Annotated in this window: 18 protein-coding genes; 6 read left to right on the top strand and 12 right to left on the bottom strand. The window is 67.8% G+C overall.

The annotated features are described in order from the left end of the window. Positions 1-13: 13 nt before the first annotated feature. The 6 genes from AC1DGD_RS17910 to AC1DGD_RS17885 form a co-directional block, all read right to left on the bottom strand. A complete protein-coding gene (locus tag AC1DGD_RS17910; protein ID WP_028277562.1) occupies positions 14-370 on the bottom strand; it encodes a nuclear transport factor 2 family protein in 357 nt (118 codons plus the stop codon). Positions 371-451: 81 nt separating this feature from the next. After that, positions 452-1,501, bottom strand: coding sequence for a hypothetical protein (locus AC1DGD_RS17905; protein ID WP_476857712.1), 1,050 nt, complete (start codon positions 1,499-1,501; stop codon positions 452-454). 33 nt (positions 1,502-1,534) lie between these two features. Further along, a complete protein-coding gene (locus AC1DGD_RS17900) occupies positions 1,535-2,035 on the bottom strand; it encodes a DUF456 domain-containing protein (RefSeq protein ID WP_223914964.1) in 501 nt (166 codons plus the stop codon). Positions 2,036-2,198: 163 nt separating this feature from the next. Continuing rightward, positions 2,199-3,392, bottom strand: a complete 1,194-nt coding sequence (locus AC1DGD_RS17895; RefSeq protein ID WP_476857717.1) for an NAD(P)-dependent malic enzyme — start codon at positions 3,390-3,392, stop codon at positions 2,199-2,201. Positions 3,393-3,694: 302 nt separating this feature from the next. After that, positions 3,695-4,252: a TetR/AcrR family transcriptional regulator gene (locus AC1DGD_RS17890; protein WP_476857711.1), complete on the bottom strand. Its 558-nt coding sequence runs from the start codon at positions 4,250-4,252 to the stop codon at positions 3,695-3,697. 181 nt (positions 4,253-4,433) lie between these two features. After that, complete coding sequence (locus AC1DGD_RS17885) at positions 4,434-5,699, bottom strand: MFS transporter (RefSeq protein WP_476851447.1); 1,266 nt, start codon at positions 5,697-5,699, stop codon at positions 4,434-4,436. Between the two features lie 154 nt (positions 5,700-5,853). Between AC1DGD_RS17885 and rraA the strand changes: the two genes are divergently transcribed. From rraA to AC1DGD_RS17870, 3 genes are all read left to right on the top strand, one after another. After that, positions 5,854-6,330: a ribonuclease E activity regulator RraA gene (rraA, locus tag AC1DGD_RS17880; protein ID WP_476857710.1), complete on the top strand. Its 477-nt coding sequence runs from the start codon at positions 5,854-5,856 to the stop codon at positions 6,328-6,330. Positions 6,331-6,432: 102 nt separating this feature from the next. Then, positions 6,433-8,091 carry an MDR family MFS transporter gene (locus tag AC1DGD_RS17875; RefSeq protein WP_476851446.1) on the top strand — a complete coding sequence of 553 codons (1,659 nt, stop codon included), beginning with the start codon at positions 6,433-6,435 and terminating at the stop codon, positions 8,089-8,091. A 201-nt stretch (positions 8,092-8,292) separates the two neighbouring features. Then, complete coding sequence (locus AC1DGD_RS17870; RefSeq protein WP_223914958.1) at positions 8,293-9,768, top strand: sugar porter family MFS transporter; 1,476 nt, start codon at positions 8,293-8,295, stop codon at positions 9,766-9,768. A gap of 119 nt (positions 9,769-9,887) precedes the next feature. On the opposite strand, the gene AC1DGD_RS17865 is transcribed toward AC1DGD_RS17870, so the two are convergent. The 5 genes from AC1DGD_RS17865 to AC1DGD_RS17845 form a co-directional block, all read right to left on the bottom strand. After that, positions 9,888-11,114: an MFS transporter gene (locus tag AC1DGD_RS17865; protein WP_476857709.1), complete on the bottom strand. Its 1,227-nt coding sequence runs from the start codon at positions 11,112-11,114 to the stop codon at positions 9,888-9,890. A 39-nt stretch (positions 11,115-11,153) separates the two neighbouring features. Next, on the bottom strand, positions 11,154-11,618 hold the full coding sequence (locus tag AC1DGD_RS17860) for a MarR family winged helix-turn-helix transcriptional regulator (protein WP_223914957.1): 465 nt from the start codon (positions 11,616-11,618) through the stop codon (positions 11,154-11,156). A gap of 184 nt (positions 11,619-11,802) precedes the next feature. After that, positions 11,803-12,951 carry a mannitol-1-phosphate 5-dehydrogenase gene (locus tag AC1DGD_RS17855; RefSeq protein WP_476857708.1) on the bottom strand — a complete coding sequence of 383 codons (1,149 nt, stop codon included), beginning with the start codon at positions 12,949-12,951 and terminating at the stop codon, positions 11,803-11,805. Continuing rightward, positions 12,951-14,921, bottom strand: coding sequence for a PTS mannitol transporter subunit IICBA (locus tag AC1DGD_RS17850; RefSeq protein WP_476857707.1), 1,971 nt, complete (start codon positions 14,919-14,921; stop codon positions 12,951-12,953). The genes AC1DGD_RS17855 and AC1DGD_RS17850 overlap by 1 nt, the downstream gene beginning before the upstream one ends. Positions 14,922-14,979: 58 nt before the next feature. Next, on the bottom strand, positions 14,980-15,708 hold the full coding sequence (locus tag AC1DGD_RS17845; protein WP_028277575.1) for a TetR/AcrR family transcriptional regulator: 729 nt from the start codon (positions 15,706-15,708) through the stop codon (positions 14,980-14,982). Positions 15,709-15,892: 184 nt separating this feature from the next. Between AC1DGD_RS17845 and ptsP the strand changes: the two genes are divergently transcribed. From ptsP to AC1DGD_RS17830, 3 genes are all read left to right on the top strand, one after another. Further along, positions 15,893-17,578: a phosphoenolpyruvate--protein phosphotransferase gene (gene ptsP / locus AC1DGD_RS17840; protein WP_476857706.1), complete on the top strand. Its 1,686-nt coding sequence runs from the start codon at positions 15,893-15,895 to the stop codon at positions 17,576-17,578. Between the two features lie 22 nt (positions 17,579-17,600). Further along, complete coding sequence (locus tag AC1DGD_RS17835; RefSeq protein WP_476857705.1) at positions 17,601-18,023, top strand: helix-turn-helix domain-containing protein; 423 nt, start codon at positions 17,601-17,603, stop codon at positions 18,021-18,023. A 74-nt stretch (positions 18,024-18,097) separates the two neighbouring features. Further along, on the top strand, positions 18,098-18,379 hold the full coding sequence (locus AC1DGD_RS17830) for a hypothetical protein (protein WP_476857704.1): 282 nt from the start codon (positions 18,098-18,100) through the stop codon (positions 18,377-18,379). An 8-nt stretch (positions 18,380-18,387) separates the two neighbouring features. On the opposite strand, the gene AC1DGD_RS17825 is transcribed toward AC1DGD_RS17830, so the two are convergent. After that, a complete protein-coding gene (locus tag AC1DGD_RS17825) occupies positions 18,388-19,608 on the bottom strand; it encodes a PucR family transcriptional regulator (protein ID WP_223914951.1) in 1,221 nt (406 codons plus the stop codon). Positions 19,609-19,712 lie beyond the last annotated feature (104 nt).

Genomic DNA, 19,712 nt, shown 5'->3' with positions numbered 1-19,712 from the left:
ATCCGCCCTGGGGCTACTTGCGCTGCATGTACCACTCGGTGAAGGACGACGCGCGGCCGTCCGCGGTCAGTTGGATGACCCACAAGTTGTCATAGCTCCGGCTGTTGCCGCGATACGTCGTCAGGCCCTGCACAAACGCCCGGCCGCCGTCGACCCCCAGCAGCTTCCATTCAAACATCCAGTCATCCGGCTCATCACGCCCGGCAAGCCAGTGCTCCACGATATCGTCCCGGCCCTGCCATGGTTCGGCTTCCTGGGGGCTGGTCGCATAAATGGCGTCCTCGGTAAACAGCGCCCGGATGTCCTCCGGATCGTTCGTCGTCCACGCTGTGATGTAGTGCTGCATCCAGCGCTCCACCGCATCTCTCATGCCTCGTTTGTACTCCCCGCCCCAGGGGCCCGCAAGAGTAGTGGATACGTGGATTTGGCCGCGATCGGGCGTGGAAGCCCGTCAGTCGTCGTCAGCGCGCCCGTACTCGCGGTCCCAGAGTTCGTGCATTTCGGCGTCTTTGCGGATGGCTTTCACGGCCTCCAGCTGTGCCGGTTTGTGGCGCTGCCAGTCCCGGCCGCCGAGGGTCTTGCGGCCCGCCTCGAGGAGGAGCAGGGCGGTGTCCGTCAGCGCGTCGCTGCGGAGGGTGAAGTCAGTCTTCCTGCGCCGCAGGACTTCCTGCAGGGCCGAACGGGAAGCGGTGTAGGCGCCGAGCCTGCGCAGTGACCGGGCACGCACCAGCAGCAGCGCCGCGGACAGATCGTCCGCGTTCAGCAGGCCCTCGGTCTCTGCCACCACGTCGACGTCGCGTCCCAGCTCGGCCTCCAGCGAACAGCGCGCCAGGGCGAGCGGCAACGACGGCGGCAGGCCGGCCAGCGCCGCCAGCGCCGCCTCCGTCTGGCCGGTCTCGCGCAGGGAATGGGACAGCGCCAGGAACACGGCCTCCTCGGAGAAGAGCACCGGAACCTCAATCCGCTCGGCCACCTCCACCCTGGTGACCACGCCGGCCAGGTATTCGCCGGCGTAGCGGTTGGCGTCCTCGTCGTTCCGCAGTCTCAGGCCGTGCTGCAGGAGTTCGGACGCGCGCAGGTGCCCGCCGTGGGCGTACGCCAGCAGCCCGGCCATGAGGTAGCACACCCCCGCCCAGCCGGGGTAGGAGCGGGCCAGGGTTATCAGGCGGTCAGGATCGGTGCTTCCGAAGACGGCGGAGTGCACGGCTTTCATCCTCTTGGCGGAGGTCCGGCCCCCTACCCTGCCCAGCCGGGGCACCCCGCCTTCGGCGGCCAGCGTCCCGGGTGCCCGGCCCGCCATGAGTCCGGCCACCGCGCCGCCCACGGTGCCGGCCAGGCCGCGGACGGGTGTCCGGACCACTACCTTGCGGAAGGGCGTCAGGTCGCGGGTGTCCGTGTACGGCCCGCGCTGGCCGTCGGGACTTTCGCCGTCAGCAAGCTGGCCAGCGGGAATGCGGCCGTCAGGAATTTGGGGGGCGGATTCGCCAAGTCCGGCGCTCATTCCCCCATGGTAGTAGGCTCCGGCAGGCCGCTGCTAGGCCGCCGAGGCCACCCAGAGGCCGATCACCCAGGTGCTCGCGGCGAGGCACGCGAGGCCGAATTCCACGATCATGCCCAGGCCCGTGGCCTTCAGCGCGGCCCAGCTCGAGGCCACTGCGGTGCCGAACACGCGGGTGCGCTGCAGCTCGCTGAGCAGGAGCCCGGCGGCGAAGCCCACAAAGAGCCCCACCACGGGGATGACGAACATGCCGGCCACGCCCAGCACGAGGCCCACCACCACGGAACGGCTCGGGATGCTGTGCTGCTTGAGCTTCCGGCCGGTCAGGACGGTGCTCGCGGCCATGCCGGCCAGAACGAAAAGCATCCCGATCCCGAAGACCACCCAACCGGTGGTCCCGGCGCCGCCCCACAATGCCCAGGCAAGCAGGCTCGCCCCGATCAGGATGCTGCCGGGCAGAACGGGAATGATCGTCCCGGCAACGCCCACCACGATGGCGAGGCCGCAGAGCACTGTCACGACAATCTCGGGGTTCATGGCCCCAGTCTATGGCCGGGCCCGGGGCTGCCGTTGACGGCCCCGGGCCTGGAATGCCGGCGCCTAACTTCCCGACGGATCCAGGAACGACAGCGGCGGCGCTCCCCCGAAGGGAAGCGCCGCCGTCGTCGTCCGGTGTCGGACGTTTTCTGACGCGGTCCGGCTACTCGGCGGCCACCGCCGCGGCGACTGCGGCGGAGACGGCCGGGGCCACGCGCGGATCCAGCGGGCTGGGCACGATGTAGTCCGCGGAAAGGCCATCCTCGGCCAGTTCCGCGATGGCCCGGGCCGCGGCGAGCTTCATGGCCGGCGTGATCCGGCGGGCGCCGGCGTCGAGGGCGCCGCGGAAGATGCCGGGGAAGGCCAAGACATTGTTGATCTGGTTCGGGAAGTCGCTGCGTCCGGTGGCGACGACGGCCGCGTACTTGCTCGCGACCTCCGGCAGGACTTCCGGGTCCGGGTTCGACAGGGCGAACACGATCGAGCTGTGGTTCATCAGCTTGAGGTGCTCCTCGTCCAGCTTCGAAGAGGAGACCCCGACGAACACGTCGGCGCCGAGCAGCGCCTCCCCCGGGCCGCCTGTCACGCCACGCGGGTTGCTGCGGGCGGCGAGCTGGGCCTTCTTGCTGGCCGGATCGGCGGCGATGTCCGCGCGGTCCTTGTTGATGGTGCCGCGGGAGTCCAGGAGGACGACGTCGCCGATCCCGGCCGTCAGCAGGATTTCGGCGACCGCGATACCGGCGGCCCCGGCGCCGGAGACCACCACACGCAGGCTGTCGAGGGTCCGGCCGGTCACCTTGGCGGCGTTGGTCAGGGCGGCGAGGACTACGACGGCGGTGCCGTGCTGGTCATCGTGCATGACCGGGCAGTCCAGCGCCTCGATGAGTTTCTCCTCGAGTTCGAAGCAGCGGGGCGCGGCGATGTCCTCAAGGTTGACGGCGCCGAAACTGGGGCGCAGCCGGACAAGGGTCTCGATGATTTCGTCGACGTCGGTGGTGTTGAGGACCAGCGGGATGGAGTCGAGTTCGCCAAAGGCCTTGAACAGCGCGGACTTGCCCTCCATCACGGGCAGCGAGGCGCTGGCGCCGATGTTGCCCAGCCCCAGCACGGCCGTGCCGTCGCTGACCACCACCACGAGGCGCTGGGCCCACGTGAGCGTCTTGGCGAGCTCCGGGTTGGCGTGGATGGCGCGGCTGACCTGGGCGACACCGGGCGTGTAGGCGATGGAGAGGTCGCGCTTGCTGGCAAGCGGGACGGTGCTGGAAATCGACAGCTTGCCGCCCTCGTGGGATGCGAAGATTTCCTCGTCGCTGAGCACGGCTACTGGCTCAGCCGGGGAGGTGGAATCGGCGGGAATGATCGTTTCAGTGGACACGTCGTTGTCTCCTGGGGCTCACCGTGGGCGCACGGCTCATGGAAGCTCAAGCAAGGATGCTCAAGTTGGTCTGGCAGGGGCGGCGGCGACCAGAGGTGGCGGTCGCCGGTGTTTCCCCGATTTGCCGGCATCAGCCGGCTCCGGTCCAGCAATGGTAAACAGGGCATCGCGCCCGTTACGCCCGCGGGGAGCGTAACCCACCCGTGGTGAAACGTTTCTTCTCCAGAATATGTGACCCGGATCACGCGCGGGAGGGCATATTCCGGGCCGCTGGTCTAGACCAGTTACGCGGCCTGCGGGGTCCGCTGCAGGAGGGAACAGGCCTTCTTCAGGTCCTCCTCCGCTTCGAAGAGGGACAGCCGGCGGCAGCGGACGGCCTGGACCAGGCCCGTAACCGTCAGCAGCAGGACCCGGGCCACGGCCGGGTCGCCGCACGCCGCCGTGACTGCCTTCTCGGCCGTCGCATCGATCTCGCGCAGCAGCCGCGTTGTGTCGTTGTCCTTGACGTAGACCGCCCGGTTGAGGGACTGCTCCACGGCGGGCTGCATCAGGCGCATGTGGAAGATCTCCATCACCACTCCCGCGAGGGCCTGGGCCGCGACCTTGCCGGCCGCCGGCGAGCTCCCCGCGAGCAGTTCGCCCAGTTGCTTGCGGTACAGCGCCAGGACCAGCTGGGTGGCCGACGGGAAGTAGCGGTACAGCGTCCCCAGTGGCACGTCCGCCTTGGCCGCCACCTCGGACAGGACCACGGAGTCCAGGCCCTTGCGGGCAAACCCCGCGGCGACATCTAGGATCCGCACGTAACGGAGCCGCTGCCGGGGCAGAGTGGGTGGAGGGGCCATCGGTGGAAGATCTGAGTGAAAATCAGGCATCAGCAGCGTTCCGGGGGTCGTTTTTCTCGGCAGCCGGGCGCGATCCGCCCACCGCGCTGCCGCGGCAATTGCCGTCCACTATACGCCACGAATCCGGGCGCCCGGCGAGGAGACCGGGGCTCCGAGGCCCCCTGCACGGAACGCGGGCGGCTCAGTCCACGCCCTTGATCTTCACCACGAACACGGCCCCCAGAAGCCCAATCACGGCGGCCGCCACGTAGAGCGCCACATAGCCGCCCCAGAAGGCAACAAAGGGGTACGCGATCAGCGGGGCGAGCACTTGCGGCAGCGAGTTGGCAATGTTGATGACGCCAAGATCCCTGCCCCGGTTCAGGGCCGTGGGCAGCACCTGGGTAATGAGGGCAAAATCCACCGCCAGATAGCAGCCGAAGCCGATGCCGAGCACGGACGCGCCGACCAGCGCACCCGGCCAGGTGGGCGCGAACGCAAGAATGAGGGAGGCTGCGGCGATCACGGCGGAAGAGATGATGACCAGCGGCTTCCGGCGGCCCAGGCGGTCGCTCAGCCGGCCGCCGACCACGCTGGTGATGATCACCATGACCGCATACAGGCCCGTGAGGATCAGGACGCCAAACTCGGGCTCGATACCCTGGGTTTCGCGGACGCGGACGGCGTCGTTGAGGAAAAACAGCAGGTAGAGGGTGATCATATGGTTGCCGATGTTCACCAGGAGCCGTGTCAGCCAGGCCCAGGCAAAATCCGGATGGCGGGCCGGGGAAATCCAAAAACCCCGCACAAAGCCGCCCAGACTGAACGGCGGACGGGCCTGCGCAGGCAGCGGAACGTCGTCGTTCTTGAAGTAATAGAGCACGACGCCGGCGAGCAGCGCCACCGCGCAGACAACATACCCCGCGGCGAAGTTTCCGGCGACGGCGGCGGCGATCACCGCCCCTGCCAGGATTCCCGCTGTCTGGCCCATGGCGGCAAGGCCGCCGACGGTGCCGCGCTGGGGTACCGGCACGCGGTCCGGGATGGCCGCCGTGATGGCCGCATAGGCGCCGTTGCAGCCGGCCTGGACGAGGCACCAGAGCAGCGTCATTGCGGCAACGCCCGGGGCGCCGGCCAGCGCGATCAGGGCCGCGGCACCCAGGACGGCACCGAAGAGCACCCACGGCACCCGCCGCCCCCGGCGCGCGGTGGTCCGGTCGCTGAAGGCGCCGAAGAGGGGGTTGGCCACCAGGGACACAGCCGCACCCGCACCCGTCACGAGGGCGAGGATGGCTTCCTTGTCCGGTTCGCTGAAGGCTGCCGCCTGTTGGCCGAGGAGCACCTGGAGCGGGCCGAAGAATGCCGCGTTGATGCCGACGTTGACCAGCACCACCCCTGCCGTCCAGACAGGCCGGACGCGGCGTTCGGGTTCGGCGAGCGCCGGCGCGGTGGTATCGGACATGCTCATGGCTCCCCCTGGAACTGATGATCAGGCATATGTATCAGTGCGCAGCCAGACTACCGGGACTCGGCAGATCTGGGCGCAATGTGCGAGTCTCGGTCATGAAACACGCTGCCAACCCGCTCTGCCACGCCATCCGGTTAACCCTCAAGGAGTCACTGTGAACGCTTCCGCCCTGAATACCGCAGACCTTTACGACGAGCGCGGCGGGGAGCTGGAATCCGTGTCGGTGCAGTTCCAGTCCCTGGGCGGGCACACGCATTTCAGCGGGCCGGTCCGGACTATCCGCTGCTTTGAGGACAACGCGCTGGTCAAGTCCGTGCTGGCCGCTCCCGGCCACGGCTCCGTCCTGGTGGTCGACGGCGCCGGTTCCCTTCGCACCGCACTGATGGGGGACATGATCGCGGCGAGCGCCGTCGCGAACGGCTGGGCCGGCGTCGTTATCAACGGTGCCATCCGGGACCGGCTCGCCATCGCGGGGCTGCCGCTCGGGGTCAAGGCACTGGGTAGCAACCCGCGCAAGAGCGCCAAGGACGGCGCCGGGGCAATCGACGTGCCCCTGGATATCGACGGCGTGGCCATCCGCCCCGGCGTGATGATCTGGTGCGATCCGGACGGGATCCTGGTCGAACGCTAAGGACTTTCTTCTCCCCGAGGTAGTGGCGGGAACAATTCAGCCAGTAACATAGTTACTGAAAGCAACTATCCGCTTAATCCCCCACTTCACCTTGGAGCAGTCATGTCCAAAACCACCTCCGTGCGCGCCGCGGGAGAGGTCCTGACCCACCGTCAGACCATCACCGTCATGGTGGGACTCATGCTCGGCATGTTCCTGTCTTCGCTGGACCAGACGATCGTGTCCACCTCGATCTACACGATCGCCAACGACCTCGACGGCCTCTCCCTGCAGGCCTGGGCCACCACCGCCTACCTCATCACCTCCACGGTGAGCACGCCGCTCTACGGCAAGCTCAGTGACATCTTCGGGCGCCGCCCGCTGTATCTCATCGCCATCGTGATCTTCCTCGCCGGTTCGCTCTACGCCGGCTCGGTCCACTCGATGACCGAGCTCGCCATTGCCCGCGGCATCCAGGGCATGGGCGCCGGCGGCCTCCTGGCCCTCGCCCTGACCATCATCGGCGACATCGTGCCGCTCAAGGACCGGGCCAAGTACCAGGGCTACTTCATGTCGGTCTTCGGCATCTCCTCCGTCCTGGGCCCGGTGATCGGCGGCGCCTTCGCGGGCACCGAAACCATCCTCGGGATCGACGGCTGGCGCTGGGTGTTCCTGATCAACATCCCGATCGGTCTCGCGGCCCTCACGGTGGTGTTCATGTACCTGCACCTCCCCGCCAAGCACGTGAAGCAGAAGATCGACTACTGGGGCGCCGCGGCCATCACGCTGGCCATTGTGCCGCTCCTCCTCGTGGCCGAACAGGGCCGCACCTGGGGCTGGAGCTCCGCGAACTCCTACCTCTGCTACGCACTCGGCGTCGTGGGCATCATCGCGTTCCTGCTGGCCGAACGGCACGCCGCCGACTACGCGCTGATCCCGCTCCGGCTGTTCCAGAACATCACCTTCGGCCTGTCCTCGCTGCTGAACTTCATCATCGGCATCGGCATGTTCGGCGCCATCGCGATGCTGCCCATGTACCTGCAGCTGGTCAAGGGCCTGACCCCCACCGAGGCCGGCCTCATGATGATCACTTTCACCGTGGGCATCCTCACCGGCTCCATCACAGCGGGCCGGACCATCTCGGCCTCGGGCACCTACCGGATCTTCCCGATCCTTGGCACCGCAACGCTGACGGCGGCCGCCGTCGTCATGGGCCTCTCCCTCGGCGTGGACACCCCGCTGTGGGTCCCCGGCGCCATCGCCGTGTTCTTCGGCCTGGGACTGGGCTTCTGCATGCAGCCCCTGACGCTGGCCATGCAGGTCTCCGTGCCCTCGAAGGACATGGGCGTGGGCACTTCCTCCGCCGCGTTCTTCCGTTCCATGGGCGGCGCGGTTGGCACGGCAGTGTTCATCTCGATGCTTTTCAGCCTCGCGGCGGACAAGATCGCCACGGGCATGAAGGACGCCGCGCAGAATGCTGACTACCTCAAGGTGCTCAAGGATCCGGCCGTGGCCGCCGACCCGGCCAACGCCCAGCTCTACGACTTCTTCAAGAACGGCGCCAGCAACGACTCGCTGAACGACACCAGCTGGCTGCACACGGCCAACTCGACGCTCACCCGTCCCATCGTCGAGGGCTTCGCGCAGTCGATCGACGCGGTCATGCTCACGGCCGCCGTGCTCACCGGCATCGCCTTCCTGATCACGTTCGCCCTGCCGAACAAGAAACTCACGGACCCGAAGGCGGTTGCCCGGGAGGGCGCCGTGGCCGCCGCCCACTAGGCGGTCACGAGGTCTGGAACACGACGACGGCCGGCAGTCTTGTGGACTGCCGGCCGTCGTCGTCTGTCCTCAGCCGCAGCAGCGGCAAAGTGTATGTTTCGTCTCACTTTCCAGTGGTTGTGACAGGGGGCACGCGGGGGCGGGTGTAAGACTGGGTAGTTGCGGCGAAGGCCGTGGACCGCGAACTGCCAAGGGAGCCGTATGACCACCACCCATGACCAGACCGCCGCCAAGATCCCAAAAAGGGTCATTTGGCTGGCCGTAGCGGGCGCCGTCGGCGGCTTCCTCTTCGGCTTTGACTCCTCCGTCGTCAACGGCGCCGTCGACGCGATCAAGGACGAGTTCGCCCTCAGCGAGGCCGTGACCGGCTTCGCCGTCGCCGTGGCCCTCCTCGGCTGCGCGGCAGGGGCCTACCTGGCCGGCAAGATCGCCGACCGCTACGGCCGGATCCCGGCCATGAAGCTGGGCGCGCTGCTGTTCCTGGTCAGCGCCATCGGCACCGGGTTCGCGTTCGGCGTCTGGGACCTGATCTTCTGGCGTCTGGTGGGCGGGCTCGGCATCGGCCTGGCCTCGGTGATCGCGCCGGCCTACATTTCCGAAATTTCCCCCCGCCACGTCCGGGGCCGCCTGGCCTCGCTGCAGCAGCTGGCGATCACCACCGGCATCTTCGCCGCCCTGCTCTCCGACGCCGTGTTCGCGACGTCGGCCGGCGGCGCGGACCAGGCCCTGTGGCTTGGTTTGGAAGCGTGGCGCTGGATGTTCATGGCCGCCGCCGTTCCCGCGGTCGTCTACGGCTGGATCGCCTTCACCCTGCCCGAATCGCCGCGGTTCCTGGTGTTCCAGGGCAAGGACGAGGAGGCCCTCAGGGTCTTCAAGTCGATCGCCCCGGACGAGGACTCGGACCGGCACCTGCGCGACATCAAGAAGGCCATCGACGAGGACAAGCTTGCCGGCCAGAAGGGATCCCTGCGCGGCAAGGCCCTGGGCCTGCAGCCGGTGGTCTGGATCGGCATCATCCTGTCCGTGCTGCAGCAGTTCGTCGGCATCAACGTGATCTTCTACTACTCCACCACGCTGTGGAAGGCCGTGGGTTTCCAGGAAAAGGATTCGCTCACCATCTCCGTGGCCACCGCCGTCACCAACATCCTCGTCACGCTCGTGGCAATCGCCCTGGTGGACCGGATCGGGCGTCGTCCGATCATGCTGGCCGGCTCCATCGGCATGGCCCTCTCGCTGGGCACCATGGCGCTGGCCTTCGGCTCGGCCACCGGGTCCGGCGACGCGATCTCCCTGCCCGGGGCGTGGGGTCCGGCGGCGCTGGTCGCCGCCAACGTGTTCGTCATCAGCTTCGGCGCCTCCTGGGGCCCGCTGGTATGGGTGCTGCTGGGGGAGATCTTCCCGTCCCGGATCCGCGCCCGGGCCCTGGGCCTGGCCGCGGCCGCGCAGTGGATCGCCAACTTCGCCATCACCCTGAGCTTCCCGGTCATGGCCGCGGCCTCCCTGCCGCTGACGTACGCCATGTACGCGCTGTTCGCGGCGGCGTCGTTCTTCTTCGTCATGTTCAAGGTCCCGGAGACCAACGGCATGTCCCTGGAGCAGGCCGAAACCCTGTTCGTGCCCAAGGGATCCGCAAAGGAAGCCGCCAAGGAATCCGCGAAAGAGTCCGCCAGGGCCTGAGCCGGCGCTTCTGTGAGGCCCGCCGCGCTTTCAGCGTTCCGACAAAGAACGCCCATGCTTCCGAGGAAGCATGGGCGTTCTTTGTCACCTCAGCGGGTTCTGCACAACACCGGGTGTTGCTACACCACGTGCGGCTCGTGCGCCGCCAGGTAGCGGCGTCCGCCGAAGACGACGGCAATGGCGGCCACCATGGCCAGCGCGCCGGCGAAGAAGGGCACCTGCGGGCCGAAGTGCTCGCCCAGCTGCGCGGCGGCAAACGGTGCCAAGGCGCCGCCCATCCAGCGCACGAAGTTGTAGCCGGCCGAGGCCACCGGCCGCGGCGAGTCGGAGACGCCCATGGCCAGCTCCGTGTAGATGGTGTTGTTGATGCCCAGGAGCGCCCCGGAAATGACCACGAGGACGACGACGGCCGGCACCGAGTGCCCGGCGGCCAGGCCCAGTCCCACAAGGTCGAGCATCAGCAGGACTAGCGTGCCGGTGAGGACCCGGACCGCTCCGAAGCGGTTCTGCAGCACGGGGGCGGCAAACACTGAGAAGACCGCGACGGCCACACCCCAGCCGAAGAACACCCCGCCGATCCCGTAGGCGTCCATGCCGAGGATGAAGGGCGTGAAGGCGAGGACGGTGAAGAAGCCGTAGTTATAGAACAGGCCGCTGGCCGCCGTCGTCCGCAGCCCCTTGTGCCCCAGTGCCAGCAGCGGATCCCGGAGCCGGACTTTCCGCTCGGGCAGCGGCGTCTTGGGCAGCAGGGCAATGAGCGCGATGAACGCGGAGGCCATCAGCACGGCCGTACCGAAGAACGGGGCGCGCCACTGCCAGCCGCCCAGCAGTGCGCCCAGGAGCGGGCCGAGGGAAATGCCCAGGCCGAGTGCGGCCTCGTAAAGGATGATCGCCGTGCCGGCTCCGCCGCTTGCGACGCCGACAATCACGGCCAGCGCCGTGGCCACGAACAGGGCGTTGCCCAGCCCCCAGCCGGCGCGGAAGCCGATGAGCTCAGCCACGCTGCCCGACGTGCCGGACAGGGAGGCGAACACGACGATGACCGMCAGCCCGATCAGCAGCGTCCGCTTCCCGCCGATCCGGGAGGAGACGTAGCCGGTGATCAGCATGGCGACTGCGGTCACCAGGAAATAGCTTGTGAAGAGCAGCGACACCTGGCTCGGCGAGGCGTCCAGGTTCTTGGCGATCGCCGGCAGGATGGGGTCCACCAGCCCGATCCCCATGAAGGCGAACACCGCCGCGAGGGCCGTGGCCCACACCGCCTTGGGCTGTTTGAGCAGTGAGGCCTTCTCGGCCTCGAGGGTTACTTCCGCTGCCGGCAGGGTGTCGGCGGGCTGGCCGTGCATGGGGGCACTCCTAAGTGATTGGAATTGTTTGGGTGAAGATCAGGCCAGGAGCGTCGCGTTGATCCTGCCGATGACCGGGAGGGCGGCCGCGAGGGCGGCGCGGTCTTCGCCCGAAAGGGACGAGAGGACGCCGGCCATGACGGTGTTGCGGCGCTCGTTGGCGGACGCGACGGCGGCGAGGCCGGCGTCCGTGAGGGTGACCCGGACGGCGCGGGAATCGTCGGGGTCCGGCTCGCGCCGGGCGAGGCCGGCGCGCTCGAGCTTAATGATCTGCTCGGTGGCACTGGGCACCTTGACGCCAAGATTCCGGGCGATTTCGCCCACCCGCACACCGCCTGCGGCGGGCCCGGCGTCCAACAGCATCTTGAGCATGCTGAGCTGGGCGGCGCTGAGTTCGCCGTCGGCGTCCAAGCGGCGGACGAGGTAGATGCTGTGGCGGAGGGCCTCGCGGAAGTCCTCGGCGAGAGCGAGGAGGCCGGGGTCAGCCGGTTCACTGGCGTTCATAGTTAGGTAGCCTAACAGTTAGGCAACCTAATGGTCAACAGTCAGTCCCTCCCTCACTTTTCGCGTCAAAAACACAGACCCTCCCTCACCAGAAGTGAGGGAGGGTCTGTGTATCGGACAATCATCTGAGGGAGCGTCGTCCAAAACCCGCGCGATCTGAGGGAGCGTCGTTGGGCTGGGGCGGCTAGACGACCGCCTTGGCCTCCTCGATGAGTGAGGAGACGGCGGCAAAAAGCGGGTGGTCCGCCGGCAGGCCAGTGATCTTCTCCGTGGCCTCGTCCGGCGTGGACGCGGAGAGGATTTTCGCCAGCTCCACGGCCTCGGCGTCGGCCGGATCATTGAAACGCAGGGCGGCGGCGATGGCCCCGAGCAGCGCCTCGGGGACAATTCCGCGTTCGGCCAGCTCGGCAGCGGGACCGATGAAGCGCTCGTGCCGGCTGAGTTTGCGCAGCGGGGCACGGCCCACCCGCGTGACGGTGTCCGGCAGGTGCGGGTTCGAGAAGCGGCCCAGGATTTTTTCCACGTACGCCTCCTGCTCGGCCCGGTTGAAGCCGTGCTTGGCCACCAGCAGCTCCTTGGTTTCGTCCAGGACGGCGCGCACATCGGCCGCGACGTCCTGGTCGGCCATGGCCTCGGAGATCTTGCCCAGGCCGGCCTCGAATCCGAAGTAGGCCGCCGCCGCGTGCCCCGTGTTGACGGTGAACAGCTTCCGCTCGATGTACGGTGCGAGATCGTCCACGAACGTCGCGCCCGGGACCACCGGCTCCTTCCCGGCGAACGGGGTACGGTCGATTACCCACTCATAGAACGTCTCCACCGTGACGTCCAGGCCCTGCCCGGCCTCCTGGTTCGGCACAATCCGGTCCACCGCCGTGTTGGCAAACACGGCGGCCGCGTCCAGGGCGCCCGCGGCCGGATCCCACTGGGCAACGACCTCGGACTTCAGGATGTCCGTGGCGTTGATCGCGTTCTCGCACGCCATCACCTGCAGCGGCGCCAGCCCGGCGGCACGGGCGGCAATCCCCTTGGCGATCACGGGCGCCACGAACTTCAGGATGTGCGGCCCCACGGCGGTGGTGACGATGTCCGCCGTCGCGATTTCCGCGACGACGTCGGCTTCCTGGGTGCCGGAGTTCAGCGCCCGGAAGTTGTTGACGGTACGGACGGCGGGGTTCTCTCCGACTTCGTGGACCTCGTAGCTGTCCGCGGCGGCCAGCTCGGTGATGAGGGCGTCCGCGACGTCGGCGAACACCACCTCATACCCTGCGTCGTGCAGCAGCAGGCCCACGAAGCCGCGCCCGATGTTTCCGGCTCCGAAATGAACAGCCTTCACTAGGAGTTGACCTTTCCGAACAGGGCCAGCACTTCGTCAACCGTGGTGGCCGCCTCGAGCTGGGCCACCTGGGCCTTGTTGGTGAAGACCTTGGCGATTGAGGACAGGATGTGCAGGTGTTCGTTGTTGACGCCGGCCACACCGACGACGAACTTCACTTCCTTGCCGTTCCAGTCGATGCCGTTCGGGTAGCGGATAACGGAGACCGCCGACTTCATGATGTGGTCCTTCGCGGCGTTGGTGCCGTGCGGGATGGCCAGGAAGCTGCCCATGTACGTGGAGACGGATTCCTCGCGTTCGTGCATGGCGTCCACGTAGCCGGAGTCGACGGCGCCGCGGTCCAGCAGAAGCTGCCCGGCCTCGTCGATCGCGGCGTCCCGCGTAGTCGCATGGCCGTTGAGGACGACGCTTTCGGCCACCAGGATGCCGGCGGGACCCTGCTCGGCTTCTGCCTCGGCAGCCGCGGGGGCGGTGCCGACGGCGGCCGTGGCAGGGGTCGTTTCCGTGGTGCCGGCTTCCGTGTTGCTGGCCTCGACCAGTTCCACGATCTCGTCGTACCGCGGGCTGTTCATGAAGTTGTCCACAGAGACATGCACGGCGCTGGCGGTCGCGGGCTTGGCCCGTTCGGTCAGGTCCTGGTGGGTGATGACGACGTCGTACGTGTCGGTGAGGTTGGCGATCGCGGAGTTGGTGACCTTGACGTCCGAGAAGCCGGCGGCCTTGATCTTGTTGCGGAGCACCGAGGCGCCCATCGCGCTGGAACCCATGCCGGCGTCGCAGGCAAAGACGATGTTCTTGATCGGGGTGGCGAGGACGGCGACGCCGCTGGCACCCACGCCCTCACCGATCAGGGCTGCGGACACCGAGCTCTTCTTGCCCTTCAGGGCCTCCATCCGGTGGGTGGCCTGATCAAGGTCGTCTTCGGCGGGCGCCTTGCTGGCTTTCAGGACCACCGAGGCGATCAGGAAGGACACCGTGGTGGCAAAGAGGACGGAGAGCGTCACGCCGACGTAGCTGTCGCGTGCCGTTGAGGCGTAGACCGCAATGATGCTGCCCGGGGCTGCCGGGGACCGGAGTCCGGCGCCGGTGACCACGAGCGTGAAGATGCCGGTCATGCCGCCGCCGATTGCGGCGAAGATCGTCATCGGCTTCATCAGGACGTACGGGAAGTAGATCTCATGGATACCGCCGACGAACTGGATCACGGCTGCGCCCGGCGCGGACGCCTTGGCCAGACCCTTGCCGAAGAATGAAAAGGCGAGCAGGATGCCGAAGCCCGGACCGGGGTTGGCTTCGAGCAGGAACAGGATGGACTTGCCCTGCTCGAGCGCCTGCTGCGTGCCCAGCGGGGTGAGGATGCCGTGGTTAACGGCGTTGTTGAGGAACAGGACCTTTGCGGGCTCGATGAAGATGCTGGTGAAGGGCAGCAGGCCGTTGGTGACCAGGAATTCGACCACGGCGCTGGCGCCATTGCTGAAGGCCTTCACGATCGGGCCGACCACCAGCATGCCCACGACCGCCATGGCAGCGGCAACGATGCCTGCCGAGAAGTTGTCGATCAGCATTTCGAAGCCGGGCTTGACGCGGCCTTCCCAGATCTTGTCCAGCTTCATCATGATCCAGGCAGTGAGCGGGCCAAGGATCATGGCGCCGATGAACATGGGGATGTCGGTACCGACGATGACGCCCATGGTGGCCACCGCGCCCACCACGCCGCCGCGCACGCCGTAGACCATCCGGCCGCCGGTGTAGCCGATCAGCAGCGGGAGCATGTACGTGATCATGGGCCCGACAAGCTTGCCGAGCTCCGCATTGGGGAAGAAGCCGGCCGGGATGAAGAGCGCCGTGATGAAGCCCCAGGCGATGAAGGCGCCGATGTTGGGCATGATCATTCCGGACAGGAACGTCCCGAATTTCTGGACGTGTACGCGCATGCTGGTGCGTGGTTTCGCAACTGTCTCTGTTGCCATGTGAGTTCCTAACCGTCGTTCCCGCTGCATTGCAGGATGGTCCGATAATTTCGCCGAGCTAGCTGGTGGAGCTGTTGGAGATCCGGTGGAGCCATTCGAGGAAGAGCTTGAGTTCCGAGCTGGAGAGCTGGTCCGAGTGGGACGCCTGGAGGGCTGCGTTCAATGCGATGGCCGCCACAACCACTGAGGACTTTCCGCTGTCCACAGAACCGTTGTCCCGGGCCTGCTCGGTGGAAACCGCAAAGATCATGGCGTCGCGGGTCATGGCGGAGAGCTCGAGGTTCCGCTCCGGCACCTTTTCCGCGATCAGCATGAGGGTCATGCCCACATTGGCCGCCAGAATGGACCTGGCCGCCTCCTTGGGCGGGACGTTGAGCTGGCCGGAGACAGCCGCCTTGTTCAGCATTTCCTCCATGAGGGCCTCGGCATCGGCGACGATGGCCGGGCGGCTCTCAGGGCGGATATTGCCGAACATGACGAGGTACAGTTCCGGCTGTTTCAGCCCGAACTGGACATGGTTGTCCCACATCCTCCGGATGTCCTCCAGAGGTTGGCCAGAGGGCGCGAAGTCACGTTCGCCCGCGACATATTCGTCGAAACCTGCTGCGACGACGGCGTCGAACAGCCCTTCCTTGTCACCAAAGTGGTGGTAGAGGGTCGGTGCCGTGACACCGGCCAGCTGCGTGATCTGGCGGGTCGAGACTGCGGATCCGCCGGAGTTGGCCAGCAGCTCGGCGGCCGCACGCAGCAGCCGGGCCTTGGGTGGTAGCTGGCCATCGATACTCATAACCGCTACCCTAGCACCTATAGCAACGCTATATGAACTGCATCACATACAATTTTTCCAGGTGCCGTGACCCGCCCGCTGCCGCAGCCGTCAGCCGCAGGCGCAGATGATCAGCAGGGTCGCTGCGGCACTTGGTTTACCGGCTTAGTGGCCACTGGCCTACGACAGAAAATGAGGACCTTCAGTGCAGAACTTCCCAGGAGTAGGCGTTAGCCCCGGCCGCATCATCGGTACCGTCCGGCAGATGCCCAAACCGATCAGCGAACCGCCTGCCGGAGAGCAGCTTCCCGCCGGCGTCACGGCGGAGGACGCGACGGCGGCGCTGAAGGCCGCGGCGAAATCCGTCCACGACGAACTGAAGGCCCGGTCCGAGACCGTCTCGGGCGACGGCAAGGCCGTCCTCGAGGCCACGGCCCTCATGGCCACTGACACCATGCTGCTCAAAGCAGCCGCCAAACTGATCGGCCGCGGCACCTCCGGGCAGCGTGCAATCTGGGAAGCCGGCGCCTCGGTCTCGGAGATGCTGCACAACCTGGGCGGCTACATGGCCGAGCGCGCCACGGACGTCCTGGATGTCCGCTCCCGGATCGTGGCGGAACTGCGCGGAGTCCCCGCGCCGGGCATTCCCGTGTCCCCCACCCCGTTCATCCTCATCGCCGAGGACCTGGCCCCGGCCGATACCGCCACCTTGGATCCGGAAAAGGTCCTGGCGCTGGTCACCGCCGGTGGCGGCCCGCAGTCCCACACCGCGATCATCGCCCGCTCGCTGGGTCTGCCGGCCGTGGTCGCCGCCGTCGGGGTCGACGAGCTCGCCGACGGCACCGAGGTGTACGTGGACGGTGCGGCCGGCCTCATCACCGCGAACCCGGACGAGTCCCAGCGCGCGGCCGCAGCCCACTGGGCCGCCACCGCGTCGCTGCTTGCCGCCTTCGACGGGACCGGCACGACGGCGGACGGCCACCTCGTGCCGCTCCTGGCCAACGTCGGCGGCGCCAAGGACGCCGTGGCCGCGGCCGGCCTGAACGCCCAGGGCGTGGGACTGTTCCGGACCGAGTTCTGCTTCCTGGAGCGGGACACCGAACCGACCGTGGAGGAACAGGCCGCCGCCTACCAGGGCGTCTTCGACGCCTTCCCGGGCAAGAAAGTGGTGCTCCGCACGCTCGACGCCGGCGCGGACAAGCCGCTGCCGTTCCTGACCGACGCCACCGAGCCCAACCCGGCCCTTGGCGTCCGCGGCTACCGGACCGATTTCACCACGCCGGGGGTCCTGGAGCGCCAACTGCAGGCCATTGCCCTGGCGGAGAAGGCATCCGAGGCGGACGTCTGGGTGATGGCCCCGATGATTTCCACCGCTGAGGAGGCGGCCCGCTTTGCCTCGCTGTGCGCCGCGGCAGGGATCAAGACGCCCGGCGTCATGGTGGAGGTCCCGTCGGCGGCGCTGACGGCCGAGGCCATCCTCCGCGAGGTCGGCTTCGCCAGCCTGGGCACCAATGACCTCACCCAGTACGCCATGGCGGCCGACCGCCAGCTCGGCCCGCTGGCCGCCCTGAACACCCCCTGGCAGCCGGCCGTACTGCGGCTGGTGGGCCTGACCGTGGAAGGTTCCGCGGCCGAGGGCCACAACAAGCCGGTGGGCGTGTGCGGCGAGGCCGCGGCGGACCCTGCCCTCGCCGTCGTCCTCACGGGGCTGGGCGTCACCACGCTGTCCATGACGGCGCGTTCCATCGCGGCCGTCGCCGCCGTGCTGAAGACCGTCACCCTGGCTGAAGCCCGGGAGCTTGCCAAGCTGGCCTTGTCCGCGCCGAGCGCTACCGAGGCCCGGGCCTGGGTGCGGGCAAAACTGCCGGTCCTGGAGGACCTTGGGCTGTAGCTGCTGCCGCTAGGATGCACTCATGGCACTGATAGCCCCCCGGGTGACGGCCGGCCTCCCGGCCGAGGATGCGCAGAACCTCAGGTATGCCCTCGACGGCAGCCACGACATTACGGTGTTCGTGGACGGCACCGTCCACCGGCTGCCGCCCGCGGCGCGGGACGCCGTCGTCGATCTGCTGGGCCGCTTCAGCCGCGGCGAGGCCGTGACGGTCAGCAGCGTCGAGGAAATGCTGACGACGTCCCGGGCCGCGGAGCTTGCGGGGATCTCGCACACGTATTTGCGGAACATGACCGACCGCGGCGAGATCCCGGTGGAATACCGCGGAACGCACCGCCGGATCCGGCTGGCCGACATCATGGCGTGGCTTGAAACGCAGAAGAAGAACGGTGCGGACGCCGGGACGCCGGCCGGCCAGGATGACGAGGCTGCCGGTGCTTCATGAAGCAGTGATAAGGATCAAGCAACGATCCCGGTCCGGCGCGAAAGCACTGATATCCCGCGGGTTAAGCTTGGAATGTGGGTAAATTCAGAGGGTGGCACATCGTGGCAGGGATCGCCGCCATGCTGCTCGCTGGCATCTTCGGAACCGCGATGGGCCTGAACAACACCGCCACGTATCTGGCCAGCGGCGTCGCTTTCGTAGCGGTGTCGCTCTGGGTGGACAGCCGGATTTCCCGCCGCCGCAGTGCCGCCGGCATCGCCCGCCCCGGCCAGGACCTTGGCCAGGACCTTGGCCACGACGCTGGCCACGACGCGAAGCCGGCCCTCGACGCCGACCCCTCCAAGCGCGAGGGCTAAGCGCGCCGCTAGATTCTGGGCCGGCCAGCCCAGCGCCGCGCCTTGAGCCCGGCATGCAGTTCCAGCCGCACCATTCCCTTCAACGGGTCCACGCCCAGCAGCTGGCGGATCCGGCCGAGCCGGTTGTAGATGCTGCTCCGGTGCAGGTGCAGTTTGGCCGCGACTTCCTGGACCGAGCCGTCGTTGTCGTAGAACAGCTCCAGCACGGGCAGCAGCTCGTGGTTGCGGTCATGGTCCTCGAGGAGGCGGAAATACACGGAACCCGCGTCTGCCCAGGCTCCCGCGCCGCCGCCGGCCGAGGCCAGGAGCTGGTAGACGCCGGTGGCCCGGCAGTCGACGAGCTCGCCCAACTGGGGATCCACCGCGGCGGCCTGGGCCGCCTGCCGTGACTGCCGGTAGGCCTCGGCCAGTTCCCGAGGCTTGGCGAATCCCTCGGACGTGCCCAGGATGATCCGCCGGACCGTGCGCCCGGAGCGTTTGGCGAGTTCGAGTTGGTAGTGGACCAGCACCTGGGCGTGGTCGGCGCGTCCCGTGGATTCCTTGAAGAGCACCACCGCGTGGGTCTCCGTGCCGGCGCTGAACAGTGCGGCATCCACCCCGATGGTCGCCTGCAGCGCCGCGGAGCGGTGAATGAGCGTGTCGGCGATGGGATCCGAGCCCCCGGCCCAGCCATCCGCGTCCAGGACGGTCACCAGTTGCCAGGGTCCCTTGCCCTGGACCTCTTTCCAGCCCGCGACGGCCGCCGCCGCGTTGGCCTCGCCGGCGCACGCGGCCAGGAACTCCTGTTCGCGCCGGCGCCGGAACTCGGACTCGGCCGTATTGGAATCCAGCAGCAGGGTGGACAGTTGTTCCAGCTCCGGGGCCACGTCCGGCAGCTGGGCGAGGACGGTCGCGGCGCTGGGTTCCTCGGCGTCGAGCTGGACCCACAGGTACCCCACCCGGAAGCCCCGCACCAGCAGCGGCACGCACACGCGCCCGAGCATGCCGAGGTCCGCGTTGGCCGGCACGACGACCGGCCGGACCGCCGTCGCGATCCCGTGGGAGAGCTGCCACGCGATGACGTCCACGGGGACACGCTTACTGAGCAGGAAGTTCACCCGGACGCGGTCCGCATGGGATTGGTTGGAACTGTAGGCGAGGAGCAGACCGTCGAGGTCCTCGAGGGAGAGGCCGCGGCCCAGCCGCTGCGCCACCTGCTCCACGAGCTGCTCCACGTCCTGCTGCTGCATCCTGCCAGACTACTGCCCCCGCCCGCCGCACTGCGAATGCAGCCGGGACGGACACCAGCCGACACCTGACGCCCGCTCCATCGACAAATGTCTATCCCCGGTTT

It is taken from the genome of Arthrobacter sp. 05T45, assembly GCF_056395875.1.
The sequence above is the reverse complement of the archived record's forward strand: the minus strand, read 5'-3'. Positions and strand labels throughout refer to the sequence as shown.

Excerpts from the sequence above, each read along its gene's own strand:
- AC1DGD_RS17910 (WP_028277562.1), bottom strand. The coding sequence starts at position 370 with ATGAGAGATGCGGTGGAGCGCTGGATGCAGCACTACATCACAGCGTGG.
- AC1DGD_RS17905 (WP_476857712.1), bottom strand. The coding sequence starts at position 1,501 with ATGAGCGCCGGACTTGGCGAATCCGCCCCCCAAATTCCTGACGGCCGC.
- AC1DGD_RS17900 (WP_223914964.1), bottom strand. The coding sequence starts at position 2,035 with ATGAACCCCGAGATTGTCGTGACAGTGCTCTGCGGCCTCGCCATCGTG.
- AC1DGD_RS17890 (WP_476857711.1), bottom strand. The coding sequence starts at position 4,252 with ATGGCCCCTCCACCCACTCTGCCCCGGCAGCGGCTCCGTTACGTGCGG.
- AC1DGD_RS17885 (WP_476851447.1), bottom strand. The coding sequence starts at position 5,699 with ATGAGCATGTCCGATACCACCGCGCCGGCGCTCGCCGAACCCGAACGC.
- AC1DGD_RS17875 (WP_476851446.1), top strand. The coding sequence starts at position 6,433 with ATGTCCAAAACCACCTCCGTGCGCGCCGCGGGAGAGGTCCTGACCCAC.
- AC1DGD_RS17870 (WP_223914958.1), top strand. The coding sequence starts at position 8,293 with ATGACCACCACCCATGACCAGACCGCCGCCAAGATCCCAAAAAGGGTC.
- AC1DGD_RS17860 (WP_223914957.1), bottom strand. The coding sequence starts at position 11,618 with ATGAACGCCAGTGAACCGGCTGACCCCGGCCTCCTCGCTCTCGCCGAG.
- AC1DGD_RS17850 (WP_476857707.1), bottom strand. The coding sequence starts at position 14,921 with ATGGCAACAGAGACAGTTGCGAAACCACGCACCAGCATGCGCGTACAC.
- AC1DGD_RS17845 (WP_028277575.1), bottom strand. The coding sequence starts at position 15,708 with ATGAGTATCGATGGCCAGCTACCACCCAAGGCCCGGCTGCTGCGTGCG.
- AC1DGD_RS17835 (WP_476857705.1), top strand. The coding sequence starts at position 17,601 with ATGGCACTGATAGCCCCCCGGGTGACGGCCGGCCTCCCGGCCGAGGAT.
- AC1DGD_RS17825 (WP_223914951.1), bottom strand. The coding sequence starts at position 19,608 with ATGCAGCAGCAGGACGTGGAGCAGCTCGTGGAGCAGGTGGCGCAGCGG.